The 23,090-nt window shown below is 65.6% G+C and carries 24 protein-coding genes; 12 read left to right on the top strand and 12 right to left on the bottom strand.

What is annotated here, in order from left to right:
* Window positions 1-73 precede the first annotated feature (73 nt).
* From hutH to QN239_RS30745, 7 genes are all read left to right on the top strand, one after another.
* Entirely contained in the window at window positions 74-1,603 is a 1,530-nt protein-coding gene (hutH, locus tag QN239_RS30715) for a histidine ammonia-lyase (RefSeq protein ID WP_499016309.1), read from the top strand.
* A gap of 241 nt (window positions 1,604-1,844) precedes the next feature.
* On the top strand, window positions 1,845-2,798 hold the full coding sequence (locus QN239_RS30720; RefSeq protein ID WP_499016311.1) for an ABC transporter substrate-binding protein: 954 nt from the start codon (window positions 1,845-1,847) through the stop codon (window positions 2,796-2,798).
* A 177-nt stretch (window positions 2,799-2,975) separates the two neighbouring features.
* On the top strand, window positions 2,976-3,770 hold the full coding sequence (locus QN239_RS30725) for an amino acid ABC transporter permease (RefSeq protein ID WP_499016314.1): 795 nt from the start codon (window positions 2,976-2,978) through the stop codon (window positions 3,768-3,770).
* Window positions 3,767-4,534: an amino acid ABC transporter ATP-binding protein gene (locus QN239_RS30730; RefSeq protein ID WP_499016316.1), complete on the top strand. Its 768-nt coding sequence runs from the start codon at window positions 3,767-3,769 to the stop codon at window positions 4,532-4,534. The genes QN239_RS30725 and QN239_RS30730 overlap by 4 nt, the downstream gene beginning before the upstream one ends.
* A gap of 79 nt (window positions 4,535-4,613) precedes the next feature.
* Entirely contained in the window at window positions 4,614-5,384 is a 771-nt protein-coding gene (locus QN239_RS30735; RefSeq protein ID WP_499016318.1) for an alpha/beta fold hydrolase, read from the top strand.
* Window positions 5,385-5,512: 128 nt separating this feature from the next.
* Entirely contained in the window at window positions 5,513-6,724 is a 1,212-nt protein-coding gene (locus QN239_RS30740; protein WP_499016319.1) for an allantoate amidohydrolase, read from the top strand.
* On the top strand, window positions 6,721-8,016 hold the full coding sequence (locus QN239_RS30745; protein WP_499016320.1) for a formimidoylglutamate deiminase: 1,296 nt from the start codon (window positions 6,721-6,723) through the stop codon (window positions 8,014-8,016). Before QN239_RS30740 ends, QN239_RS30745 begins: the two co-directional genes overlap by 4 nt.
* 193 nt (window positions 8,017-8,209) lie before the next feature.
* Here the strand turns inward: QN239_RS30745 and QN239_RS30750 are convergent, their stop codons facing one another.
* The gene (locus QN239_RS30750; RefSeq protein WP_499016322.1) at window positions 8,210-8,659 is read right to left on the bottom strand and encodes an FCD domain-containing protein; all 450 of its coding nucleotides are present in this window, start codon (window positions 8,657-8,659) and stop codon (window positions 8,210-8,212) included.
* Here QN239_RS30750 and QN239_RS30755 point away from each other — a divergent pair.
* Window positions 8,637-9,044, top strand: a complete 408-nt coding sequence (locus QN239_RS30755) for a cupin domain-containing protein (protein WP_499016324.1) — start codon at window positions 8,637-8,639, stop codon at window positions 9,042-9,044. The genes QN239_RS30750 and QN239_RS30755 overlap by 23 nt on opposite strands.
* A gap of 378 nt (window positions 9,045-9,422) precedes the next feature.
* Here QN239_RS30755 and QN239_RS30760 read toward each other — a convergent pair whose 3' ends face one another.
* From QN239_RS30760 to QN239_RS30785, 6 genes are read right to left on the bottom strand one after another with little or no spacing between them, the layout of a single operon-like run.
* Window positions 9,423-10,250, bottom strand: a complete 828-nt coding sequence (locus tag QN239_RS30760) for a CbtA family protein (protein WP_499016326.1) — start codon at window positions 10,248-10,250, stop codon at window positions 9,423-9,425.
* Window positions 10,251-10,267: 17 nt separating this feature from the next.
* Window positions 10,268-10,492, bottom strand: coding sequence for a CbtB domain-containing protein (locus QN239_RS30765; protein ID WP_499016328.1), 225 nt, complete (start codon window positions 10,490-10,492; stop codon window positions 10,268-10,270).
* A gap of 17 nt (window positions 10,493-10,509) precedes the next feature.
* Window positions 10,510-10,827, bottom strand: coding sequence for a nitrile hydratase accessory protein (locus tag QN239_RS30770; RefSeq protein ID WP_499016329.1), 318 nt, complete (start codon window positions 10,825-10,827; stop codon window positions 10,510-10,512).
* Window positions 10,827-11,444, bottom strand: a complete 618-nt coding sequence (nthA, locus tag QN239_RS30775) for a nitrile hydratase subunit alpha (protein ID WP_267291249.1) — start codon at window positions 11,442-11,444, stop codon at window positions 10,827-10,829. The genes QN239_RS30770 and nthA overlap by 1 nt, the downstream gene beginning before the upstream one ends.
* Window positions 11,441-12,175 (bottom strand): nitrile hydratase subunit beta, encoded by a 735-nt coding sequence (gene nthB, locus QN239_RS30780; RefSeq protein WP_499016331.1) that lies wholly within the window; start codon window positions 12,173-12,175, stop codon window positions 11,441-11,443. Before nthB ends, nthA begins: the two co-directional genes overlap by 4 nt.
* Window positions 12,175-12,696 (bottom strand): DUF1097 domain-containing protein, encoded by a 522-nt coding sequence (locus QN239_RS30785; protein ID WP_499016332.1) that lies wholly within the window; start codon window positions 12,694-12,696, stop codon window positions 12,175-12,177. The genes nthB and QN239_RS30785 overlap by 1 nt, the downstream gene beginning before the upstream one ends.
* 325 nt (window positions 12,697-13,021) lie before the next feature.
* Between QN239_RS30785 and QN239_RS30790 the strand changes: the two genes are divergently transcribed.
* The 3 genes from QN239_RS30790 to QN239_RS30800 all read left to right on the top strand — a co-directional run bounded on the left by QN239_RS30790 (window position 13,022) and on the right by QN239_RS30800 (window position 17,061).
* Window positions 13,022-14,020: a GlxA family transcriptional regulator gene (locus tag QN239_RS30790; RefSeq protein WP_499017026.1), complete on the top strand. Its 999-nt coding sequence runs from the start codon at window positions 13,022-13,024 to the stop codon at window positions 14,018-14,020.
* A 102-nt stretch (window positions 14,021-14,122) separates the two neighbouring features.
* Window positions 14,123-16,033, top strand: coding sequence for a flavin-containing monooxygenase (locus QN239_RS30795; RefSeq protein WP_499016334.1), 1,911 nt, complete (start codon window positions 14,123-14,125; stop codon window positions 16,031-16,033).
* A 2-nt stretch (window positions 16,034-16,035) separates the two neighbouring features.
* Entirely contained in the window at window positions 16,036-17,061 is a 1,026-nt protein-coding gene (locus QN239_RS30800) for an alcohol dehydrogenase catalytic domain-containing protein (RefSeq protein ID WP_499017027.1), read from the top strand.
* A 10-nt stretch (window positions 17,062-17,071) separates the two neighbouring features.
* On the opposite strand, the gene QN239_RS30805 is transcribed toward QN239_RS30800, so the two are convergent.
* Complete coding sequence (locus QN239_RS30805) at window positions 17,072-17,518, bottom strand: MarR family winged helix-turn-helix transcriptional regulator (protein ID WP_499016336.1); 447 nt, start codon at window positions 17,516-17,518, stop codon at window positions 17,072-17,074.
* A gap of 113 nt (window positions 17,519-17,631) precedes the next feature.
* Here QN239_RS30805 and QN239_RS30810 point away from each other — a divergent pair, with 113 nt between their 5' ends.
* On the top strand, window positions 17,632-18,036 hold the full coding sequence (locus QN239_RS30810) for an organic hydroperoxide resistance protein (RefSeq protein WP_090362801.1): 405 nt from the start codon (window positions 17,632-17,634) through the stop codon (window positions 18,034-18,036).
* Between the two features lie 74 nt (window positions 18,037-18,110).
* Here QN239_RS30810 and QN239_RS30815 read toward each other — a convergent pair whose 3' ends face one another.
* From QN239_RS30815 to QN239_RS30830, 4 genes are read right to left on the bottom strand one after another with little or no spacing between them, the layout of a single operon-like run.
* Window positions 18,111-19,454, bottom strand: a complete 1,344-nt coding sequence (locus QN239_RS30815; protein ID WP_499016339.1) for an APC family permease — start codon at window positions 19,452-19,454, stop codon at window positions 18,111-18,113.
* 11 nt (window positions 19,455-19,465) lie between these two features.
* Window positions 19,466-21,091: an amidohydrolase gene (locus tag QN239_RS30820; RefSeq protein WP_499016342.1), complete on the bottom strand. Its 1,626-nt coding sequence runs from the start codon at window positions 21,089-21,091 to the stop codon at window positions 19,466-19,468.
* Window positions 21,092-22,105 (bottom strand): agmatine deiminase family protein, encoded by a 1,014-nt coding sequence (locus QN239_RS30825; RefSeq protein ID WP_499016343.1) that lies wholly within the window; start codon window positions 22,103-22,105, stop codon window positions 21,092-21,094.
* Entirely contained in the window at window positions 22,102-23,082 is a 981-nt protein-coding gene (locus QN239_RS30830; RefSeq protein ID WP_499016345.1) for a nitrilase-related carbon-nitrogen hydrolase, read from the bottom strand. The genes QN239_RS30825 and QN239_RS30830 overlap by 4 nt, the downstream gene beginning before the upstream one ends.
* Window positions 23,083-23,090 lie beyond the last annotated feature (8 nt).

Raw genomic sequence — 23,090 nt, forward strand, 5'->3', positions numbered from 1 at the left:
GCCTTCGTTGATGCGGTCCTGCACATCTCGGCATCGCCACCGGAGTTATGACCACGAGGAGTCACATCAGACCATGTCCACCATCACCATCAGCGGCGAACGCTTGAACCTCGATCAGCTGCGACCCGTGTTCCACGGACCGGTGCGCGTGGAACTCACCGATCACGCGCTGGAGAACATCCGCCGCGCACACCAGGTCATCCTTGATGCGATCGGCCGTGGAGATGTCGTCTATGGCGTCAACACCGGTTTCGGCAAGCTGGCCGACCGGCGGATCTCGCCCGATGATCTCGCCGAGTTGCAGCGCAGGTCGGTCCTCTCGCACATGGTGGGTGTGGGTGACCCACTTCCCGACGACATTGTGCGCGCGATTCTCGTGGTGAAACTGATCGGTCTGGCCCGGGGCCATTCCGGTATTCGCGTGGAGGTGGCCACCATGCTGCAGGCCCTCATCAACGCCGATGTGCTGCCGGTGATCCCGTCGCAGGGATCGGTGGGGGCGTCCGGCGACCTTGCCCCGCTGGCACATATGGCCGGAGCCATGATCGGCGAAGGCCAGGTCCGGATAGACGGGGTCACCTACGACGCCGTCAGCGGCATGGCCCGGGCCGGGATAGCACCCCTGGTGCTCGGGCCGAAGGAGGCCACCGCCTTGCTCAACGGTGTTCAGGCGTCCACCGCCATCGCCCTGCGCGGATTGCTCGGCGCCGAGGCCGTGTTCAACGCCGGCCTGGCCGCGGGAGCGCTCACCCTCGAAGCAACGGCCGGGCGGCAGACGGTGCTCGACGATCGGATCCAGCAGGTCCGCGGCCATGACGGCCAGATCCGCGTCGCGACGGCACTGCGCCGACTTGTCGACGACAGCAGCGTGCTCGACATCGAGTTCGACGGGCGCCGGCTCCAGGACCCGTACTGCCTACGGTGCCAGCCGCAGGTCATGGGCGCAGCGCTCGACCTTCTAGCCTTCGCCGCACGCACCATCGAACAGGAAGTCAATGCCGTCTCCGATAACCCACTGATGTTCCCCGATGACGGAGTCGTGCTGTCGGGCGGCAACTTCCACGGCCAGCCCATCGCTTACGCAGCCGACATCATTGCCATGACGGTCTGCGAGATCGGGTCGATCTCGGAGCGGCGGCAGGCCATGCTGATGGATGCCTCCATGAGCGGGCTGGCGCCGTTCCTGGTCGGCAATGCGGGGTTGAATTCCGGGTTCATCATGGCCCAGGTCACCAGCGCCGCACTGGTCGCCGAGAACCGCGCCAAAGCAACGCCCAACAGTGTGGACAGCATTCCCACCTCCGCCGGCCAGGAAGACCACGTGAGCATGGCGACGCACGCGTCGTTGCGCCTGGGAGCCATGGTGCGCAACGCGGGTTACGTCGTGGCTATCGAATTACTCAGCGCCGCACAGGGTTTGGATCTTCGAAACGGTGGACACGCCGCACCGGCGAACCGGCCGTCCTACGAGCTGGTCCGGTCGAGAGCGGAGTTCCTCCAGGATGACCGCATCATGGCGCCGGAAATGGAGAGTATCGCCGCGGACGTTCTCGCGGGCGCCTTCAGCACGATCGTCGGGGTGAGTCTCGACGGCGCAGCCTGACGCGGTCGGCGCAGAAACGACAGGGGTGAGCACGCCGGGTGCTCACCCCTGTTGCGTCTCGGCAGACGTTTGTCTATTTACCCACGTCAGTCGAGATTGACCGGGCACCGTGTTACCGATGTGAAACGAGTATGTGTCGACCACATTTGCGTCTTGCCGCGTTGCATACCTGCTGATACGTTTTTCATATTCCTGAATATTTCTGTTCACATCGGTCCTCCGAATGGCTTAGGAGCCTTTGATGCCCACGTCCCACAAGCTCACCGCAGCCGCAGCCGCAACCTCCGCCCTGGCGGCAGCACTGCTCGTCTCGGGCTGCGGTTCCCCGAAATCCGCCCAGGAGGCTACCGAAAGCTCCACCGCCGCAGTTATTTCCGAGCTGCATGACAAGCTTCCCCAGCAGGTTCGAGACTCCGGCGTCCTGACCGTGGCAACCGACCCGCAGTACCCGCCGTGCGACCTCACCACGGAGTCAGGTGAGATCGACGGCTTCAACCACGACCTGCTCATGGCCATTGCACCTCGACTCGGGGTCAAGATCGAGCAGAAGGCGATCACCTTCGACGGCCTGCTACCGGGCGTGCAGAGCGGCCGCTTCCCTGCGGCGATGGAATGCATCACCGACAACGTGGAACGCGAAAAGGCGGTTAAGTTCGTTGATTACGCCTACGCGACGAAGAGCGTGTTGACCACGTCGAACAGTTCGAAAGGCATCAGTGAGAACCCACTGAGTCTGTGCGGACTCAAAGCGGGTGTACAGACCGGCACCGAGTTCGTCACGGACGTCGACCTGTTCAACAAGAACTGCGTGCAAGCCGGGAAGCCGCCGGTGGAGGTCACCTCGTTCACCTCCGCGGGCGATCAGAACACCGCGCTGCAGTCCAACCGCATCGACTTCGCCGTCACCAACACCGCGACCGGAGCGTGGCAGGCCAAGACCACCGGCGACATGTTCAAGGTGACGCCCAATCCCCTGTTGTCTCGCACGTATGTCGGCGTGGTCGTCGCGCCTGATGCCGACGGCACCGCACAGGCTCTCCTCGGAGCTTTCGAAGCCATCGTCAAGGACGGCACCTACGACAAGGTGATGGCGAAATGGGGCGTCCAGGACGATGGCCTGAAGGAGCCGGGTATCAACCTGGCGACCACCCGGCCGCTGAAGGTACCCGAACCCTGTGGAGCCTGCGGATTCTGATGGCACCCGACGCCGAGATCCGGCGAATGCCATTACAGCAGAATGTGATCCACCAGCATGCGAACATCATAGGAAGGAGGTGCACAGATGACCGTTTCTGCACTCGATATCGAGGTGCGTGATCCCCACGCGAAGCCCATTCCGCGAAGACATGGCAGCTACTGGGTCAGTGGGCTCGTGGCGGCGTTGTTGGCCGCCCTCGTGGTCTATGAGTTCGCGACCAACAAACACATGGGATGGCCGGTTTTCGCGCACTACTTGTTCTCCGAGCCCATCCTGCAAGGTGTGCTCGTGACCATCGAATTATCGCTGGTTTCCCAGGTATTCGCCGTTGCCATCGGCTGCCTGCTGGCGCTCCTCGGGGAGTCCCGCAATCCGGTGTTGCGCACGCTCGTGAAGGCGTATGTGGGCTTCTTCCGCGGCCTTCCGTTGTTGATCCTGCTTCTCATCTGCTTCAACGCCGCACTGTTCATCCCCCGCGTGGGCTTCGGCGAGCACAGCTGGGACACCAACACACTGATCACCGGGTTCACCGCCGCGATCATCGGATTGTCGCTTCACGAAGGCGCTTTCATGGTGGAGATAATCCGAGCGGGATTGATGTCGGTGCCCGGCGGCCAGCGCGAGGCCGCCAGCAGCCTGGGCATGAAACGAGGACTTGCCATGCGCACGATCGTCATCCCGCAGGCCATCCGGGTGATCATTCCGCCCACCGGCAATCAATTCATCAGCCTTCTCAAGGCGAGTGCCCTCGTGGCCGTCATCGGTGGCGGCGACCTGCTCACCCGGGCCCAGCAGATCTACGGGTCCAACTTCCAGACCATACCGCTGCTGATGGTCGCGAGTTTCTGGTACCTGGTACTGGTTACCTGCGCGACGTTCGGACAGCATTTTCTGGAGAAGAGGTATTCCATGTCCGGGGGGCCTGCGCCCAGATCCGCCCAGCAGCGGCGGGTGGAGGCGACCCTATGACACGACCAAACCTTGTCACCATCGACGGCGTGACCAAGCGCTTCGGGGATGTCGAGGTCCTCAAGGGAATCGATCTCGAGGTCGCCAAGGGCGAAGTGCTCTGTCTCATCGGTCCGTCCGGTTCGGGAAAGAGCACGTTGCTTCGTTGTGTCAACTACCTGGAACAGATCGACGGCGGATACATACGGGTGGACGATCGGTTCGCGGGTGCCGTGGTCAGAAACGGTGAGTTGCACGAAGCCAGCGAGTCCGAGACCGCGAGTTACCGGGAGCACATCGGCATGGTGTTCCAGCACTTCAATCTGTTCCTTCACTTGACCGCCCTCGAGAACGTCACGATCGGCCTGATCAAAGTCCGCGGACTCCCGAAACGCGAAGCTGTGCAACGAGCGACGGCCGCGCTGGCCGACGTCGGCCTCGAGCACCTGCAGAACTACTATCCGCGACACCTCTCCGGCGGGCAGCAACAGCGGGTGGCCATCGCTCGCGCCCTGGCCATGGAGCCCAAGCTCATGTTGTTCGACGAACCGACGAGCGCGCTGGACCCGGAATTGGTCGGCGAGGTGCTCGCCGTAATGCGCCGAGTTGCCGAGGGCGGCATGACGATGATGGTGGTGACCCACGAGATGCGGTTCGCCCGCGACGTCGCCGACCGGATCGCATTCATGGACAACGGCCAGATCGCGGAAATCGGCACGTCTGTCGACCTTCTCGACGCACCGACTTCGGAACGAACGAAGACGTTTCTGCAACACGTCGAATGACCCAGCAGCGCAGAGGGCGCACCCGCACCCGAATTCAACTACCCCCGCGACGTACGGGCGAACATCCCAAGACAAGGTCATGCCAATCCCTGCAATACATTTCACTGATCCAGTCGGCGACCCCGACGCGGAGGTCGTGGTACTCGGGCACTCCCTGGGCACCTCCGCCGCGCTGTGGACAGACGTGCTTGCACTGCTCGCGCAGTCGTTCCGGGTGATCTGCTGGGATCTCCCCGGACATGGTGATTCACCCAGCGCTGCAAACCCATTCACGATCGGCGACCTGGCCGATGCCGTCGTCGGACACCTCGATGCTCGCGGTGTCGAGAGATTCTTCTATGCGGGCGTGTCGATCGGTGGCACGGTGGGCATCGAGCTGGCGCTCAGCCACGCCGACAAGACCGCCGGGGCTGCGATCCTCGCAGCGGGATCCAGTGTCGACTCACCCGAATCGTGGGCGCAACGGGCCGCATCGGTGCGCGCCAACGGCACTGCGTCACTGACAGCCGGATCCCGCCAGCGCTGGTTCGCCCCCGGCACCCACGACCATCCTGAGCGAATCGAGCGGGCTCTGGCCGCACTCCTCGACGCCGACGACCTCAGCTACGCCTACGCGTGCGAAGCGCTCGCCGACTACGACGTCACCGCGCGATTGCCCGAGGTGACACCTCCGGTCCTGGCGCTGTGGGGCCAGTACGACCAACTGGTGCCCGAACAGCGGTCGCGGCAGTTGGCCCGGGAGGTGCAGAACGGCAGCGTCCGGGCAATTCCCGGCGCGGCACACGCCGGCCCTCTCGAGCAGCCCGAGACGGTCGCTGCGGAACTGACCGCCTTCTTCGCGCAATCCTGACGCCCGAATCCATCACCGCAAGCCTTCGAGAGAAACGAACCTGACCGCAATGCCGACCATATGTCGCCCTGACCGACACGAGATCACCGCACCGACGGCGCAACCGCGACCCGTCCAGGGGGTGAGCCATGTCGGTTCTTGAGAGACTCAACGAGATTCGTGAGATCGGCCGCGATCCGGTGCGCGGAGGCTATTCGCGTCACTTGTTCGATCCGGCTGAAATGGCGCTGCGGGACTGGTTCGTCCGCTCGGCCACCAACCTCGGCCTGGCGGTCGAGACCGACGGAAATGCCAACCTGTGGGCATGGTGGGGCCGCTCCGGCCCCGGTGCGATTGCCACGGGCAGCCACCTCGATTCGGTCCCCGGCGGGGGCGCCTACGACGGCCCACTCGGGCTGGCAAGTGCATTCGAGGCTGTGGCGATCCTGCGGGCCGAGAGCTGGGTTCCCAGCCGGCCGTTCGCCGTCTGCGCCTTCACCGAGGAGGAAGGCAGCCGCTTCGGCATGCCGTGCCTGGGCACGCGGCTGCTCACGGGAGAGATCACCGCCGACGCCGCGCTGGTCCGCGTGGACAGCGATGGAGTCACTCTTGAAGAAGCCTGGCGCCAAACGGGTATGGACGTGTCGCGTATCGGCCCGGATCCCGACCGTCTCGCTCTCCTCGACGCATTCGTCGAACTGCACGTCGAACAAGGCGTGGACCTCGAGGATCGCGGGCTTCCACTGGCCGTCGCATCCGGGATCATGGCGCACGGCAGGTGGCGGCTGACCATCTCCGGCGAGGGCAATCACGCCGGTACCACTCCCATGGCGGGTAGACGTGATCCCGTCGTCGCCGCCTCCGCAGCTGCGCTGGTGGTCCGCAACACGGCGCTGGAACACCCCACCGCACGCGGTACGGTGGGCCGAATCTCGGTGACGCCCAACGGCACCAACGTCATCGCCTCACGCGTGCACACGTGGCTCGACATCCGCGCGCACTCCGACGCCGACGTGCGTGCGCAGTTGTCGGCAACCATCGAATTGATCGACAAATGTGTGGCGAACGAGGAGTGCGTCCTCGAAGTCGAGGAGGAGTCGTTCTCACCGCTGGTCACCTTCGATCAGGCTCTGACCGAGCGGGTGGCCAGAGCCATCGGGGGCGCACCCGCCATACCTACCGGTGCCGGCCACGACGCGGGCATCCTGTCCGCCTACCTTCCTGCCGCGATGATCTTCGTACGGAATCCGACCGGGGTATCGCATGCCCCGGGCGAGAGTGCGCGCGACGAAGACTGCGAAGAGGGTGCCCGAGGTCTGGCGGCAGCACTGCGCGACCTGGCAGGAGAACCGATTCCGTGACCGGCCCGGATCTGTCGTATCACTGTCGCCTCGCGCTCGTCGACGGTGTATTCGCCGGCGACGTGCGCGTGACGCTCGACCGCGGGATGGTCACCGGGCTGGAGGCCGGTGTCGACCAGCGCCCCGGTGACGTCCAGCTCGACGTCGTCGTGCCCGGGTTCGTCAACGCGCACTCCCACGCCTTCCACCGAGATCTGCGCGGCCATACCCACGCCGATGGCGGCGACTTCTGGCAGTGGCGAAACCGCATGTACGACATCGCGTCTCGGCTGTCGCCGGAGAGCTACCGCGACCTCGCCGAGCAAGTGTTCACCGAGATGCGGGACGCGGGATACACCGCCGTCGGCGAGTTCCACTACGTGCACCATTTGCCCGACGGAACACGCTATCCGTGCCACGACATGGAGATCGCGCTCGCCGATGCCGCGACGGCGGCCGGTATCCGGCTCGTCCTCCTGGACACGTGCTATCTGCGGGGCGGCATTGGCCAACCCCTCGACGACCGGCAGCGACGGTTCGGGGACTCGGATGTGTACGGCTGGCTGGAACGCTGGCACGCCTTGCGCGACAGGCTCGACGCGGCGGGCCGGGGATTGGTGACGCTGGGTGCGGCGATCCACTCGGTGCGCGCGGTCTCACGGCAAGACCTCGCTGTGATCGTGGAGCACCTGCCGGGTGATGTGCCCGTGCACGCACACGTCTCGGAGCAGCCTGCCGAGAACGACGCGTGTATGGCTGCGTACGGCGTCACGCCGGTTGGGTTGCTCGCGGACTGCGGAATGCTCACGCCGCGATTCTCGGCCGTGCATGCGACGCACCTGACCGCCGACGACATCCGTCTGCTGGGAGATGCGAGGACGACCGTGGTGATGTGCCCGACGACGGAGGCCGATCTCGGCGACGGGATCGGGCCTGCGCCCGAACTGCTCGCGGCGGGCGCCGGTCTGGCGATCGGATCCGACCAGCACGCCGTCATCGATCCGTGGGAGGAGCTCGGTCGACTCGAGCTCGATCAGCGGCTACGGTTCCGGCGGCGCGGCGTCTTCTCGCCCGACATGCTGTGGCAAGCGGGCTCGCTTGGTGGCCTGCGCTCCCTCGGGCTGACGATGGGCCGTCGGCGTTCCCCCGGACTTGCCGTGGGCCTGCCGTTCGACGCCGTCGAGGTCGATGTGCGAACACCCCGGACACGCGGCGCGCGGCCAGACCAACTACCCCTCGTCGCGCGATCCTCCGATGTCACCGCAACAATCGTCGGCGGCCACCTCACTCGCCCGGCATCAGCGCGCACCTGATCCGCCGATACACGTATCAACGGAACTACCTGTGCGCCTTTGCGGTAGGTAGCTCTGTTCATCGACAAAGACCTGTCCGAGAGTCTGCCGCATCGATAGGTCAGGCCAGCTCTCAGACGGTTTGCGTCCTGGCGGTCCGCCCTTGGGGCCTGGACAAGACGATCCTCCCCCGACTTATATTCCTTGGATCCCGTCACATCGAGATGAGATCCACCTGCATGCGGCGCGTTGACTCCATCACGGCAGCGAGGATGGTCTCTTCGGTATGACGCAGATGTAGGACGCAGGCGGCGGCCGCGGCGTCGGGGTCAGCCTCGACGATTGCTCTGCACAGAATGAGGTGTTCGTCGCGTGACTGCGCGAGCCGCTTCGGTGAGTGGGCGATGATACGCAGCCGGGCGCTATGCGGTCGAAGCTCTCCAATGATCCGCGACAGGTATTGGTTAGCCGCGTGGGCGATGATCGCCTGGTCGTAGGCTTCGGTGAGCTCGTAGAAGCGGTCGCTGTCCACCGGCGTCGAGTCATCCTGGGCCACCTCTATAAACCGGTCTCGCAGGTCGGCGAACACGCGCCGTATCCCTTCGTCAGTACGGGCAGCTGCGGCCACCTGGCGAGTAGCTGTGCCTTCCAACACGATTCGCATTTCGAAACAGATCGCGGACCAACGTGGTGGCGGTGCCAGCACCGTACCCCTGGTTTCCCAGCAAGTCGGATCACAGCAATTCCTTAACGGAATCACCGTATTCGGCCCAGGTTCCGCAATAGCCGAGCACATCCACAACTGCGACGAAAGCGTCCTCGTCATCAAGGGATCTGCTGTCGCGCACATCGACGGTGTCGCGTATCCCGTCTCGGCGGGCGACAATTCCTTCATCCCGGCAGGTATCCGCCACTACTTCCACAACACCTCAGCCACCGAAGAGATGCACATCTTCTGGACCTACGCATCCATAGACGTGACGCGCACCGACCTCGCCACCGGTGTCACCACCCGCATCGACGAGGAGCACGGAACCGCCATCCACTGAGCGCCACGCGACCGAACGGATACAGGCCGACGATGGGCTCGATGCGTCCAGCACAGTGGCGCCTGTCGGTTGTCAAAGTCGATGGCGGAACCCGACTCACCTAGCAGCATTCTTGCGATTCCTCCTGCCATGAATCTCTCACCGCCGTCGGATGTGGTGACTGCAGAGGGCTCGATTCATGGTCTGAACCGGACTCCCACTCGTGACGATCGGCCACGGCTGCCGGACGACGCGCGTGCCGCATCGCCGTGAGTGAGGTCACCGGTCCGGCGGGGTGGAGGTGTGAGTCATGACTTGGCCAAAATCTTTTGCTGTTTGGACGTTGCCTCCGCCTGACGGCACCCTGTGCGGCGCGGGCCATTAGACCACCGGCGCTGATCACTCCCGTTGGCGACGAGCATCCCCGTGCGGCCCACCGACCGTGGCCAGCGACGACAGTCCGTTCCTGCGTCGCATCGACGATGACAACGCCGACAGGCATGCCCCGGTCGCACCGATCGTCAGCCACATCAACGCCTGGTTCAGCAGTGAATACACCCGGAAGTCCCCGAGCACCTGGGCGGGAAAGCCGTCGACAAGCACGCCATCCGGCCCGGAAATCGGTCCCGGAACCTCATGGAAACCGGGCAACCATACGAAGGCCGCCAGCATGACCAAGCCGTAACCGCCGACCGCGACGGCAGCAGCCGGCCAACTTCCCCACCGACGCGACCACGCCAGGCCGGCTGCCACCGCGACACACGCACCCACCACCGAGATCACGGTGATCGTCAGGAACGCCGAACTTCGGGCACCGATGGTTTCTTCCAGCCCGACGGTCGGTGGATTCGCAGGGTATTTCAGGCCCGGCACCAACGCGATCGCCGTGAACATACCCGCCGAGAGCAACAGGGCCAGGGCGGTGGGATCGGGCGTGGCGCCTCGCCGTTCCAGCACGGTGCGAATCACGTTGTGGGCCACCGCGAACAGCACGCTCATCGCGACCGCCATCGCGATGATTCCGACTGCGGCACCGAAGTTCTCCTGGACCGAACGGCTGAACAGCTCGTGGGCATGCTCGTGATCACTTCCGGCGAGCTGGGCCTGCGCGTGCTCGCGTTGCCCTTCGTAGTCCACGGCCGAACTGATCAACGGCTCGATCATCACGCGGCTGAACGCGAAGCTGACGATGCCGCCGACCACACCGGGCACGAGATACCGCAACATGGGCGGCAATTCGACGTTCAGTGGCACGGGAAGCCCAGCAGGTGTCGCGCGTCGTGCACGAACTCGTGAACATGGGTGTCCGAACCGAACACGGACACCGCGCCTTGGTCGTAGCCGACGAAGTAGTAGGCGATGACCGCGAGCAGGGTCAGGACGGCCAGCTGGACCGGTACGGCGAGGCTGGTAGCTGCTGCACGCAGATCGGCGAGTGGCGCACCGAGGGCGGGGTTGGCATCGTTCATCTCAAGTCCTCGCAGTTCTAGTGATCGTGATCGTGGTCGTGGGCGATGGCGTGATCATTGGCGTCGGTGAGCAGCGGGGCGGTCAGCAGCTCGTGGCGGTCGACGAGCTTCGCGAGCGTCGCGACCCAGTGGTCGTAGTACTCCCACTGCCCCCGTTCGGGTTCCGGGGTGGTTTCCCACTCCCCGATCGTCGCGATCAGGGTCTGCTGAAACTCACTCCACGGGTAGTGCCGGAACTCCGAGAGGGCGAGGGCCAACCCGAATGCCCGGCGCTGCCATTCGTGGTCGAACTGCGGGGCAGCCTGGTCGGTGGTGCAGGTCTCGTGCAGCTTCATCACGCGGGACCCGCCAACGCCACGCCGATCATCGACTCGGTGGTCACCAGATCCATCAGCATCTCATCGGTGAAATCCTCAGTGCCCTCCGGCCTTTCGGGGATGACGAACCATCGCGAGTGGCCGCTGGAGTCCCATACCTTGATTTCGGTGTCGGCCGGCAGATCGACTCCGACCTCGGCTAGCACCTTGCGCGGCTCCCGCGCGGCCCGTGACCGGAATGTCGGATCCTTGTACCAGTACGGCGGCAACCCGAGCACCGGCCACGGGAAGCATGAGCACAGCGTGCAGATCACCAGGTTGTGCACCCCGGGCGTGTTAGCGACGGCCTGCAGGTGCTCACCCTCGGCACCGGCCATACCCTCGGGCAGGTTCAGTTCGGCGACGGCCGCCGGGGTGTCGACGACGATCTTGGCGGCGAATTCCGGATCGGTCCACGCCTTGACGACGATCTTCTTGCCGTTGAGTGGGGTCATCTCCGTCTCGAAGTAGGCGAGCACCTTGTCGACGGTTTGCGGTGTGATGACGCCCTTTTCGATGAGCAGCGCCTCCAAGGCGGTCACCTGTTTGGCGCTGATCTCCTCGCGGTCGGGCGGGTAGGCGAACTGGCCGGTCATGATTCCTCCTCGATCGGTGCCAAATAGGCTTCGAACAGCTCGGCGTAGAGCTTCTGCGGGCCGCCCTCGGCGCGCGGACCCCAGATTTCGGCCGGGTCGAATTCGACGATGTAGATCGGCATCGGGTCACCGATCCCGTCGCCGGTATGGGTGAAGTAGCCGTAGTCGCCCTCGAAGACCCGTTCCACAACGCCGACCCGATCACGCAGGTATCCCGGCAGTCGGCTGTGCGCGTCGGCAGGGACGTTGGTGATACGCACCTGCGAGCCGACCGCGAACTTCGGGTGCGCGACGTCGCGGCGCGGGCTGTCGCCGAGGCGGAGATAGGCGATCACCTGATCGTCGATGGCCGGCAGATCCTCGCCTGCTGGCGGGGTCAGTTCGGCAATCCGATCGGCGAGTTCCTCTTCGGTGACGTAGCCCTTGTCGATGAAGAACTGGGTGATGCCGCCCAACCACTTCTCGTAATAGCGGAACTTGAAGTAGTCGAACGGGTTCATCGCCTCTGCGCCGGTGCGCAGGTCGGCCCACGTCCACTCGTCTTTGAACGCGGTGGGTACCTCATCGATCGGGTACTCCGGCAACGCCGATCCGAGATGGTTGGACAACCCCATCATCGCGACATGGATGCCGAAGATCCTTTTCTCCCAGTCCTCGACGAAGACTCGCTTCTCCAAGGTGAGCGGCTCGGGCAACCCCTCGAGGCCGCCGAGATAGTGCTGCAGTTTCATCAGGCAGGGCTTCCTTCTGTGGACGGGGTCGCAGCGGGCTTCTTGGTCATGACCGTCGCGAGGTATTCGGAGAAGAAACCGAACGATGCGCCGAGGACACAGGCCACGGCGGCAACCAGGCCGGGGTGCGAGATGGTGGTCACGGTGATGTCATTGCCCCGCCCGGCGACCGTCGACACCGTGGAGGCGAATCCAACGACGACGGCCGGGGTGGTGGCCAGCAGCGGCACCCAGGATGCCTGCACCATCACTGCACTGCCGACGCCCACGGCGACGGCAGTGACCAGCAGGCCGCCGCCCATCAGATGGGCGGCATACAGGCTGGCGGAAGCGATCACCACACCGACGAGGTTCGACGAGACCGAACGGACCCAGCCGGCCACGCCGCCTCCGACGAAGAAGAACGATGCCCAGGCCAGGAACACCACCCAGATGGGCACTGTGATGACTTCAGCAGTGAATGCGACTGCCACGCCGCCAAGCACGCCGATGCTCAGCGTCAAGGCTGTCCGAGAATCCATGGCTCACCTTCGAGAATCTGAGGGGATGGCTCGCTTCGACTTCGGCGCGAGCTACGCTGAAATCAGTTTCGTACCAGTGGGTTTCAGCGGTGTTACACGTGGATTGCTCCGCCCGTCAGGTCCGGACACGAATCGCGCAATTCCGGACTTGGCACTGTTCTCGGCTCCGCCCCCATTGCCGTCGTACCCGTCTGCCGCTACGTTGACTGTCACCTCGGCCGGGGCCAGGAAAGGACATCACCGGGTGTCGGACACGCGCAGCTCAGCGCGGCTCTCTGCCGCAGGGCGCCAACCCGCGAAAGCGCGGGAATCCAAGGCGTCCAAGATCGTCGTGTTCGCGTTGTACGACAAGGTGACGCTGCAGGATGTCGCCGCGCCACTCGAAATATTCGCCCGGGCAAACGATTTCGGAGCGCACTACCGGGTGATCTTGGCCTCGCCCACAGGCGAGGCCGTCGACACGACGTCGTTCGTCTCATTGAAGGTCGATATGTCGCTGGCCGAGGTGCCCGACCGGATCGACACACTGATCGTCCCTGGCGGGGTGCCGCCCGACTTCTCATTCACGCCCGGCGAGCACGATATCCCCGAAGAGCAGACGCCGGACGTCGTTGCGGCGGCATTGCAGATGGTGGGTGAACTGGCGCCGCGGGCCCGGCGGGTCGCCTCGGTGTGCACCGGCGCATTCGTGCTGGCCTCGCTCGGTCTACTGGACGGCCGCCGGGCGACCACGCATTGGGCGCACTGCCAGGAGCTGGCACGTACGTATCCCGAGATCGAAGTGGTGCCGGACTCGCTGTTCGTCCAGGACGGGCCGTACATCACCGGAGCAGGAATCAGCGCGGGCATCGACCTCGGCCTGGCCATGGTGGAAAGCGATTACGGTCCCGACGTGGCCCGGCGGGTGGCGCGTTGGATGGTGGTGTTCTTGCAGCGCCCCGGCGGTCAAGCCCAGTTCAGCGTCTGGACCGAGGCTGCGCTGCCGGTCGAGAGTGGACTTCGCGAGATCCTCGACTCGGTGGTTGCCGATCCGGGCGCCGATCATTCGATCGCGGCGATGGCTGAACGTGCTGCGGTCAGCGAACGACACCTGGTACGCATGTTTCACGATCAGGTCGGCTTGACTCCGGCCCGGTTCGTCGAACAGGCGCGACTCGAGGCGGCGAAAGTGCTACTGGCGACGGGAGATCACGGTCAGGAAGCCATCGCGCGCCGGGCCGGCTTCGGGTCTGCGGACACCATGCGGCGCGCCTTTCGGCGCGCTCTCGGGGTCTCACCCAGCACATATCGAAGCCGATTCCGTACCACCGGCATCCACCGCTAGCCGATTCCCCTCCCACGCCCTGCCATCCGGGTGCCGAAGCACGATGGACTGGAGGCCGGAGACCCTTGTCCCATAACGCTACGGCGAGTAGCGTAACCCCGCGTGACGCGTCACTTCCACGTGGGACAGCCGTTCGATACGCCGGACGTCGACATCACCAAGGCCCTCGAGGACGTCAGCATCCCCACCCTGCTGCTGTCGTTGGTGCACATCACGGGCGACCCGTCCTACATTCGCGACTTCACGCAGGCCGGACTGTTCCTCAACGAGGTGCAGGGCTTCATGAGCGAGGCAGACAAGGCCCGCGCCCGCGCCGCCGCGCTGCCGGTCATCGCCGACTACCGCGACCGCGGCTGCCCGGTACCCGACCCGCTACCCTCCGAACTGGTCAAAGAGATGCTCGACTGGGCCGCCTGCGAACCCGTCGACCAGGACAATATGGCGCTGATGCTCGAAGAGCTGGATCTGGAGGGTGCCGACCCCAGGCGCCCGACGGCACTCCAGGACACCGACGACTTCAGGGTCATCGTCATCGGCTGCGGAGAGTCCGGTGTACTGGCGGGCGTACGGCTCACCCAAGCCGGCATTCCCTTCACCATCGTGGAGAAGAACGCCGGCCCCGGCGGAACCTGGTGGGAGAACAGCTATCCCGGCGCGCGTGTCGATGTCGCCAACCACTTCTACTGTTTCAGCTTCGAACCGAGCAATCACTGGGACCACTTCTTCGCCGAACAACCCGAGTTGCGCCAGTACTTCCGCGAGGTGGTGGACCGGCACGGCCTGGAACCGCATATCCGGTGGAACACCGAGGTCCTCTCCGCCACCTGGCAAGACGAGCGCTGGCATGTCACGGTGCGCACCGCCGACGGCACGCAGACGCTCACCGCCAACGCCGTGATCACCGCCGTCGGCCAGCTCAACCGGCCACGGATCCCCGAGTTTCCCGGGGCACAGACGTTCGCCGGACCCGCATTCCACTCCGCGAGGTGGGACCACAACATCGATGTCACCGGTAACCGCGTCGCACTGATCGGCGCCGGTGCCAGCGGATTTCAGATCGCCCCAGCCATCGCGGACAAGGTGGCGCATCTGACGGTGTTCCAGCGGACCGCCCAGTGGATGTTCCCCAACCCGATGTATCACGACCGGGTACCCGAGGGCGCCCGCTGGGCCATGCAGCACCTGCCGTTCTACGGCCGGTGGTACCGGTTCCTGCTGCTGTGGCCAGGCGCCGACAAGGGTCTCGACGCCGCCCGGGTCGACCCCGACTACCCAGACCAGGGTGACGCCGTCAGCGAGATCAACGCCCTCGCTCGCATCATGTTCACCGACTGGATCACCACCCAGGTCGGTGACGATCCCGAACTGCTCGCCAAGGTGCTGCCCGACTATCCGGCCACCGGCAAGCGCACCCTGCAGGACAACGGCAGCTGGCTGTCCACCCTCAAGCGCGACAATGTCGATCTGATCCGCACTCCGATCGAGCGCATCACGCCGACCGGGATCGTCACCACCGACGGCGTCGAGCACCACGCCGATATCCTCTTGTACGCCACCGGCTTTCGAGCCACCGATGTCCTGTTCCCGATGACGGTCACCGGCCGCGACGGGACCGACCTACACGCCCAATGGGGCAGCAGACCGTTCGCCTACCGCGGAATCACCGTTCCCGGCTTTCCCAACTTCTTCATGACCTACGGACCAGGCACGCACCTCGCGCACGGCGGCAGCCTCATCATGAACTCGGAGTTGCAGATGCGCTACATCAACAAGTGCCTCGAGCACCTCATCACGGCGGGACTGCGATCCATGGAGCCCCTACCCGAACCCACCGCCGCGTGGCATGCCCGGTCCCAGGACGCGATCCGCAAGACGGTGTGGGCGCACCCGTCGGTCAAGCATTCGTATTTCAAGAACGCCGACGGCGAGATCCACACCGTCAGCCCGTGGCGGCTGTCCGAATATCGCTCCGCCATAGATGAACCCGTCTTCTCCGACTATCAGGAGGCGTGAGTATGCGCGCGGTCGTCGTCGACAATGCGGGACAGATCAGCGTCGCCGAGCGGCCGGACCCGGTGTTACCCGGCCCCGATGGCGCCATCGTCGAGGTGAGCGCCACCGGCATCTGCGGATCGGACCTGCACTTCCTGGAAGGCCACTACCCCATCGTCGACCCCGTCACCCTCGGACATGAGGCCGTCGGCACCGTCGTCGAAATCGGCTCGGAGGTCACCGGATTCGCTGTGGGCGACCGAGTCCTGGTGTCCTCGGTCGCCGGCTGCGGACGCTGTCCCGGCTGCGCGACACACGATCCGATCCGCTGTGTCAGCGGGCCGCGGATCTTCGGCTCGGGAGCGCTCGGTGGTGCGCAGGCCGATCTGCTCGCCGTGCCCGCAGCGGACTTCCAGCTGCTGGCCGTGCCCGACGGTATCGACACCGACCAGGCACTGCTTCTCACCGACAACCTGGCCACCGGCTGGGCCGCCGCCACACGTGCCGACATCCCGATCGGCGGGACGGTCGCGGTGATCGGGCTCGGCGCGGTCGGCATGTGCGCGTTACAGAGTGCCTTCGCTTTGGGCGCTGCCACGGTTTTCGCCGTCGACCCGGTGGCGGCCCGCCGCGCCCGCGCGACGGTGCGGGGGGCCGTCGCGGTGTCGCCGCCGTCAGGACAGCAGGTGCGGGAGTTCACCGACGGTCTCGGCGCTGACTCGGTGATCGACGCCGTCGGCACCGACGCCTCCATCAACGATGCGCTCGACACCGTACGTACCGGTGGGACGGTGTCGATTGTGGGCGTGCACGACCTGCAGCCCTACCCACTCCCGGCACTGGCCTGCCTGATCCGCAGCCTGACCATCCGGCTGACCACCGCCCCGGTGCAACAGACCTGGCCCGAGCTGATCCCGCTGCTGCAGGACGGGCGGCTGGATGTCAGCGGAATCTTCACCACCACAATGCCGTTGGACGCTGCGGCGGCCGGCTATGCGGCGGCCATGTCACGCTCGGGCGAACACCTGAAGATCCGGCTGCAACCGTAGGTCCACCGGCTCAGTCCGCCGTCTGCCGCACGTGCTCGCGCAGATTGTCCCGCAGGGTGGCCACCCCGCGCTGCAAGATGCGCAGCTCGTCCAGGGACAGGCCGGTCGCGGCGACCAGATCCATCTCCGCGCCCTGCTCACGCAGCGCGCGGCCGGCGTCGGTCAGGCTGACGAGCACCTGGCGTTCGTCGCGCGGATCGCGGGCACGGGTGACCAAGCCCACCGATTCGAGTTTCTTCAGGATCGGCGTGAGGGTGTTGGACTCCAGGAACAGCTTGTCGCCCAGCTGCCCGACCGTCTGGTGGTCTTCCTCCCAGAGCGCGACGATCGCGATGTACTGGGTGTACGTGACACCCAGTTTGTCCAGGATCGGCTTGTAGGCCCGCCCGTAGGCAAGGTTGGCCGAGTAGACCGCGAAGCACATGAAGTCGGCGAGCTTCGGAACATCCGGTGTCATCTCCCCAGCGTAGCCAAAAATAATCGGATCCGATTTAATCGGATGGGAATGATCTGCCGGAACCACCCGTTCTGGGTTGTACAACGAACACATCAAGCCGAGGGAGTCCCCACATGTCCGTCCTCTACACCGCCCAGACCCACACCACCGGTGGCCGCCAGGGTGAGTCCTACAGCGCCGACGGCAACCTCGACATCCAGCTCACCCCGCCCGGGGCCAACGGCACCGGCACCAACCCCGAGCAGTTGTTCGCCGCAGGCTGGTCCGCCTGCTTCATCGGCGCAATGGGCGTGGCCGCGGCCGCCCAGAAGGTGAAGCTGCCCGCCGACACCGCCGTGGACGCGGAGGTCGACCTGCTCAACACCGACGGCGCATTCTCATTGCAGGCCCGGTTGAACGTCAGTGTGCCCGGTGTGGATCGCGAGATCGCCCAGAAGATCGTGGACGGCGCGCACCAGACCTGCCCGTACTCGAAGGCCACCCGCGGCAACATCCCGGTGACCGTCACCCTGGTCTGATCGCGCGCGGCCAAAGCTCCACCGCCGGCTACTGACGTCCCGTAGCCGGCGGTCGGCTGTTCGGCGCGCTGCCTTTACTCGGCGAGATCCAGCGTCGGCGTCGGCCGGGAGAATCCGCGGGTGACGCCGAGCAACCAGATGAACCCGATCGCCAGCCAGATCAATCCGACGATCAATGCGGTACCGGACAGGCTGGTCCAAAGCCACAGCGTGAGCACGAAACCGATCAGAGGAAGTATCAGGCTGCCGAGCAGTTGCGCACCCGCCCGGTGCTTCAGATCGACGAAATAGTGCTTGATCACCGACAGGTTGACCACCGAGAAGGCCACCAGCGCACCGAAACTGACCACCGAGGCCAGCAGCGCCAGGTCCACGAACACCGCCGCCAGTGAGATGACGGAGACGAATCCGATCGCGTACACGGGTGTGCTGAAGCGCACCGAAACGTGGCCGAATACCTTGCGCGGCAGGATGCCGTCACGGCCCATCGCGAAGAGAATTCGCGCCACCGAGGCCTGCGAGGTGATCGCCGACCCCAGCGCACCGGCAACATAGGCGGCGGTGAAGAAGGAGTTCAGGAACTGCCCACCTGCGGTCGTCATGACCTCCAGGGAGCCTGAGTCGACATCGGCGAACTGGTTGGCCGGGTACACCAGCTGCGAGATGTACGACAGCAAGATGAAGATCAGGCCCGACACCACGGTGGCGATCATGATGGCCCGCGGGACCGTCCGCTTCGGGTCCTTGGCTTCTTCGGAAAGTGTTGACACCGCATCGAAGCCGAGGAAGGACAGGCACAGGATGGCCGCGCCGGCCAGGATCGGGTCGAAGCCGCCGGCCGACCCATCGCCGCGCAAGGGGGCCATCGCGTCGACCGTTCCGGAGTGCGAGATCGCGATGAACGCCATGACGATGAACACCACGATGAAGATCGCCTGGATACCGATGATGAGGAAGTTGGCCCGGTCGACCGACACGATGCCGACGATGTTCAGCACGGTCACGATCGCGATGGTGACCAGGACGATCGCCCACGCCGGGATGGCCGGGATGGCGGCGTTGAGATAGATGCCGATGACGAGGTAGTTGAGCATCGGCAGGAACAGATAGTCGAGCAACAGCGACCAGCCGGCGAGGAAACCGATCGGTGCGCCGAACGACTTCTGCGTGTACGTGTACGCCGATCCGGCCACGGGATACGCCATCGCCATGCGCGCGTACGAACGCGCGGTGAACACCATGGCCGCCAGCGTGACCAGGTAGGCCACCGACAGCCGGCCACCGGTGGTCTCGGTGACGATGCCGTAGGTGGTGAACACCGTCAGCGGCACCATGTACACCAGCCCGAACAGGACCAGCGACGGGAGGCCGAGCACTCGTTTCAGGTTGCCTTCAGTTTCCGCGATCGTCTCAGACATGTTGGCGCCTTTCACTGTTCGGCTGCGTACGCGCGCCGGCCCTGCAGATAGGTGCCGCGTACCCGCAATCCGGGCAGGTCCAGCGCGGCAGTGGTGGTCGGATCGCCGTCCAGCCAGACCAGATCGGCGCTGGCGCCCGGCACGAGGCGGCCCCACGCGTTCTCGGCGAATGCTTGATACGCCACGGCCGCGGTATAGGACGACAGCGCCCGGTCGATGGGCACGATCTCCTCGGGAATCCAGCCGCCTTCGGGATCACCCTCGGCGGTGCGCCGCGACACCGCAACCGCGATGCCGTCCAGCGGCGCCCCGGAGGACACCGGCCAGTCCGAGCCGAAGGCCAATGCCGCCCCGGTGTTTTCGAGCGTGTGCATCCGGTACTGCTTATCGGCACGCTCGACACCCAGTCGAGGGATGGTCAGCACCGTCATCAGCGCATCCATCTGGGCCCACAACGGCTGCATGTTGGGAATGACACCGAGCGCGGCGAACCGGTCGATATCCGCGTCATCGATCAGCTGGGCGTGCGCGATGACAGGCCGTCGGTCCCGGGGACCGTTGTGCGCCACGACGTACTCGATGGCGTCGAGCGCCTGGCGCACCGCGGCATCGCCGATCGCATGGATGTGGATCTGGAATCCCAGTTCGTCGACCCGGCGGGCGGCCTCGGCCAGCGAATCGCCTTCCCACAGCTGCATTCCGTGGCTGTGCAGGCCCGAACAGTACGGCGCCAGCAGCGCCCCGGTCTCGTTCTCCACCACCCCGTCGGCGAAGAATTTCACGGTGTTGGCGGTCAGCAGCGGCGAGTCCGCAGCCTGCACCCGATCCCGCGCGGACGCGTATTGCGTTACCTGCGAATCGAAATGACGCGGGTCGGCATAGAACGCCAGATTGAACCGCATCCGTAGCGCGCCCTGCTCGGCGGCGGCGATATAGGTGTCGACGTCGGCCGGCTCCACCCAGGCGTCCTGCACCCAGGTGACACCACGGGCCAGAAAGTAGTCGGCCGCGGTGCCGAGCGCCGCGATGCGCACGGCCTCGTCGCGGGCCGGCATGACATTGCTGACCAGGTCGGTGGCACCCCATTCCCGCAGGGTGCCCAGCACGGACCCGTCCGCACGGTGCGGGATCTCCCCGAGCACCGGATCGTCCATATCCCCGGTGATCCCGGCGCGCAGCAACGCAATGGAGTTCACCCAGAACGTGTGGTAGTCCCACGCCCGCAGCACGACCGGCCGATCCAGTACGGCGGCATCGAGCCAGCGTGCGTCGAACAGACCACCCGGCGCCAGGCTGCCGTCATAGGACGCACCGACGATCCATTCCTCGTCCGGATTCTCGGCAGCGAATCTGGCTACCTCCGCGACGATTTCGTCGACCGACCCACACTGACGTACCTGGGGGCCCGCGGCCTCCAGCCCGCCGTACAGGGGGTGCGCGTGCCCGTCCCCGAAGGAGGGCATGAGGAATCCGCCCTCCAGGTCCACGGTCTCGTCCGCTTGCCCTTCGCGGGCCTGCTGCCCCAGCGCCACGATGACGCCGTCGGCGACGAGCAGTGCATCCGAGGTCTGCGCCCCGGTCCAGATTGTTCCGTTGTCAAACAGTGTCGCCACCCGGGGCACTGTACGCCCAGACATCTACGCGCGCTCGGTATTCGGCGAGGGCTGCTGCTGGGTGATGCAGTGGATACCGCCGCCGCGCTCGAACAGTGGTCGGGCGTCCACACCGACCACGGTGCGCCCGGGATACTGTTCGGCCAGGATGGCAGCGGCGTCGGCATCGCGGGGATCGCCGAAGCTGCATGCGATCACCCCGCCGTTGACCACCAGGTGGTTGATGTAGCTGTAGTCGACGTAGCCTTCGGCATCGGTGAGGGTGTCCGGTGCGGGCATGTCCACGATGTCGAAGCGATCCTCCAGCGCATGTCGAATCTCTTTGCACACCTTGGTGTCCGGATGTTCGTCGGCGGTCTGTGTGTGCAGCAGCAACCGTCCCGGCGCAGTGATGGCGGCGACGATGTCGACATGTCCCCTGGTACCGAAGCGCTGCGAGTCGCGGGTGAGCCCACGCGGCAACCACACGACATCGGTCGCGCCGATGGTGCGCGCCAACTCCGCCTCGACCTGAGCCTTGCCGAGCCCGGGGTTACGTCCGGGGTCGAGTTGCACGGTTTCGGTGACCAACACGGTGCCGTGCCCGTCCACCTGGATACCGCCGCCCTCATTGACCAACTCCGAGTTGACGATCGGGACGCCGGCCAGCTCCGCCACGGTCGCGCCGATCTTCTCGTCCCGATCCCAGCGCGCCCAGTCCTGAGCGCCCCACCCGTTGAACAGCCAGTTCACCGCGGCCACCGAGCCGTCCTCGGCGTGCACGAAGGTCGGCCCGATATCGCGCATCCACGCGTCGTTCAGCGGTGCTTCGACGATCTCGATCGATTGGGAGACATAGCGTTTGGCCGCAGTCAGCTCGGCCGGATCGACCAGCATGATGACTGGTTCGAACTCGGCGATGGCGTGCGCGACCGCCGCCCAGGTGGACCTGGCCTCGTGGTGCTCACTTTCGGTGTCACCGAGCGAGTACCCCGCCGACGGGAAGGCCATCCACACCCGGTCCTGCGGCGCGGCCTCCGCGGGCATGACATACGTCATTTGACCACCGCTGTCGCCGCATGCCCCGCACCGTACGGACGCTCGGGGTCGACGGGCGCGGTCAGTGCGCCGTAGCTCTCGGGCCGGCGGGTCAGCAGGAACGGGAACAGCTCCAGCCAGTCGCGACGCTGGTCCAGGTCGAGATCGGCCACCAGCACGGCCTCCTCGTCACGCGGAGCCGACACCAGCACCCGGCCGTAGGGATCCGAGATGAACGACGAACCGTAGAACGACAGCGCACCCTCGTTCCCGGTGCGGTTGGGCACCACCATGAACAGCCCGCTGTTGATGCCGTTGGCGACGATCACCTGCTGCCACAACGGCTGGGTGTCGAAGGCCGGGAACACCGGTTCGGATCCGATGGCCGTCGGGTAGACGACGATCTCGGCACCACCGAGCGAGTAGCTGCGGGCCACCTCGGGGAACCACTCGTCCCAACAGGTCGGCATACCCAGCCGCGCGCCGAGGCCCTCGGGCTCGTAGACGGGGTACGCATTCTCTGCCGGCCCGGCCCGGAAGTAGGTGTCCTCGTAGTAGCCGGCCGAGATCGGGATGTGCATCTTGCGGGTACGCCCGACCAGCTCCCCGGACGGAGACACCAGGATGGCCGTGTTGTAGCCCAGACCGTCTGCGGCAGGGGCTTTTTCATAGAGGGAGGCGTGTACGAAGATGCCGTTGGCGCGGGCGGCCTCGGCGGCCAGGGCGAAGGTCGGGCCTTCGGTCAGCTCCTCCGCAGCGTCGCCGGGATTCGGGCCGGCCTGGGTGTCGGCCGGGTAGCGCAGCAGGGTGATCTCGGGCAGGAACACCACCCGGGCCCCCTCGCCCGCGGCTCGGTCGATGCCGTCCCGCAGCACCCGGGCCAGTTCGGCAGCGTCGTCACGCCAGCGGTGTTGCACGAGCGCGACGCGCAGCGGGTCCCGATCGGAGGCGGTGGTGCGCGACAGCGGAGCGGGCGCGGCTGCGGTCAAGGTGAGCATGTCGATAC

Source organism: Mycolicibacterium sp. Y3 (genome assembly GCF_051188035.1).
Classification (GTDB): Bacteria; Actinomycetota; Actinomycetes; order Mycobacteriales; family Mycobacteriaceae; genus Mycobacterium; species Mycobacterium fluoranthenivorans.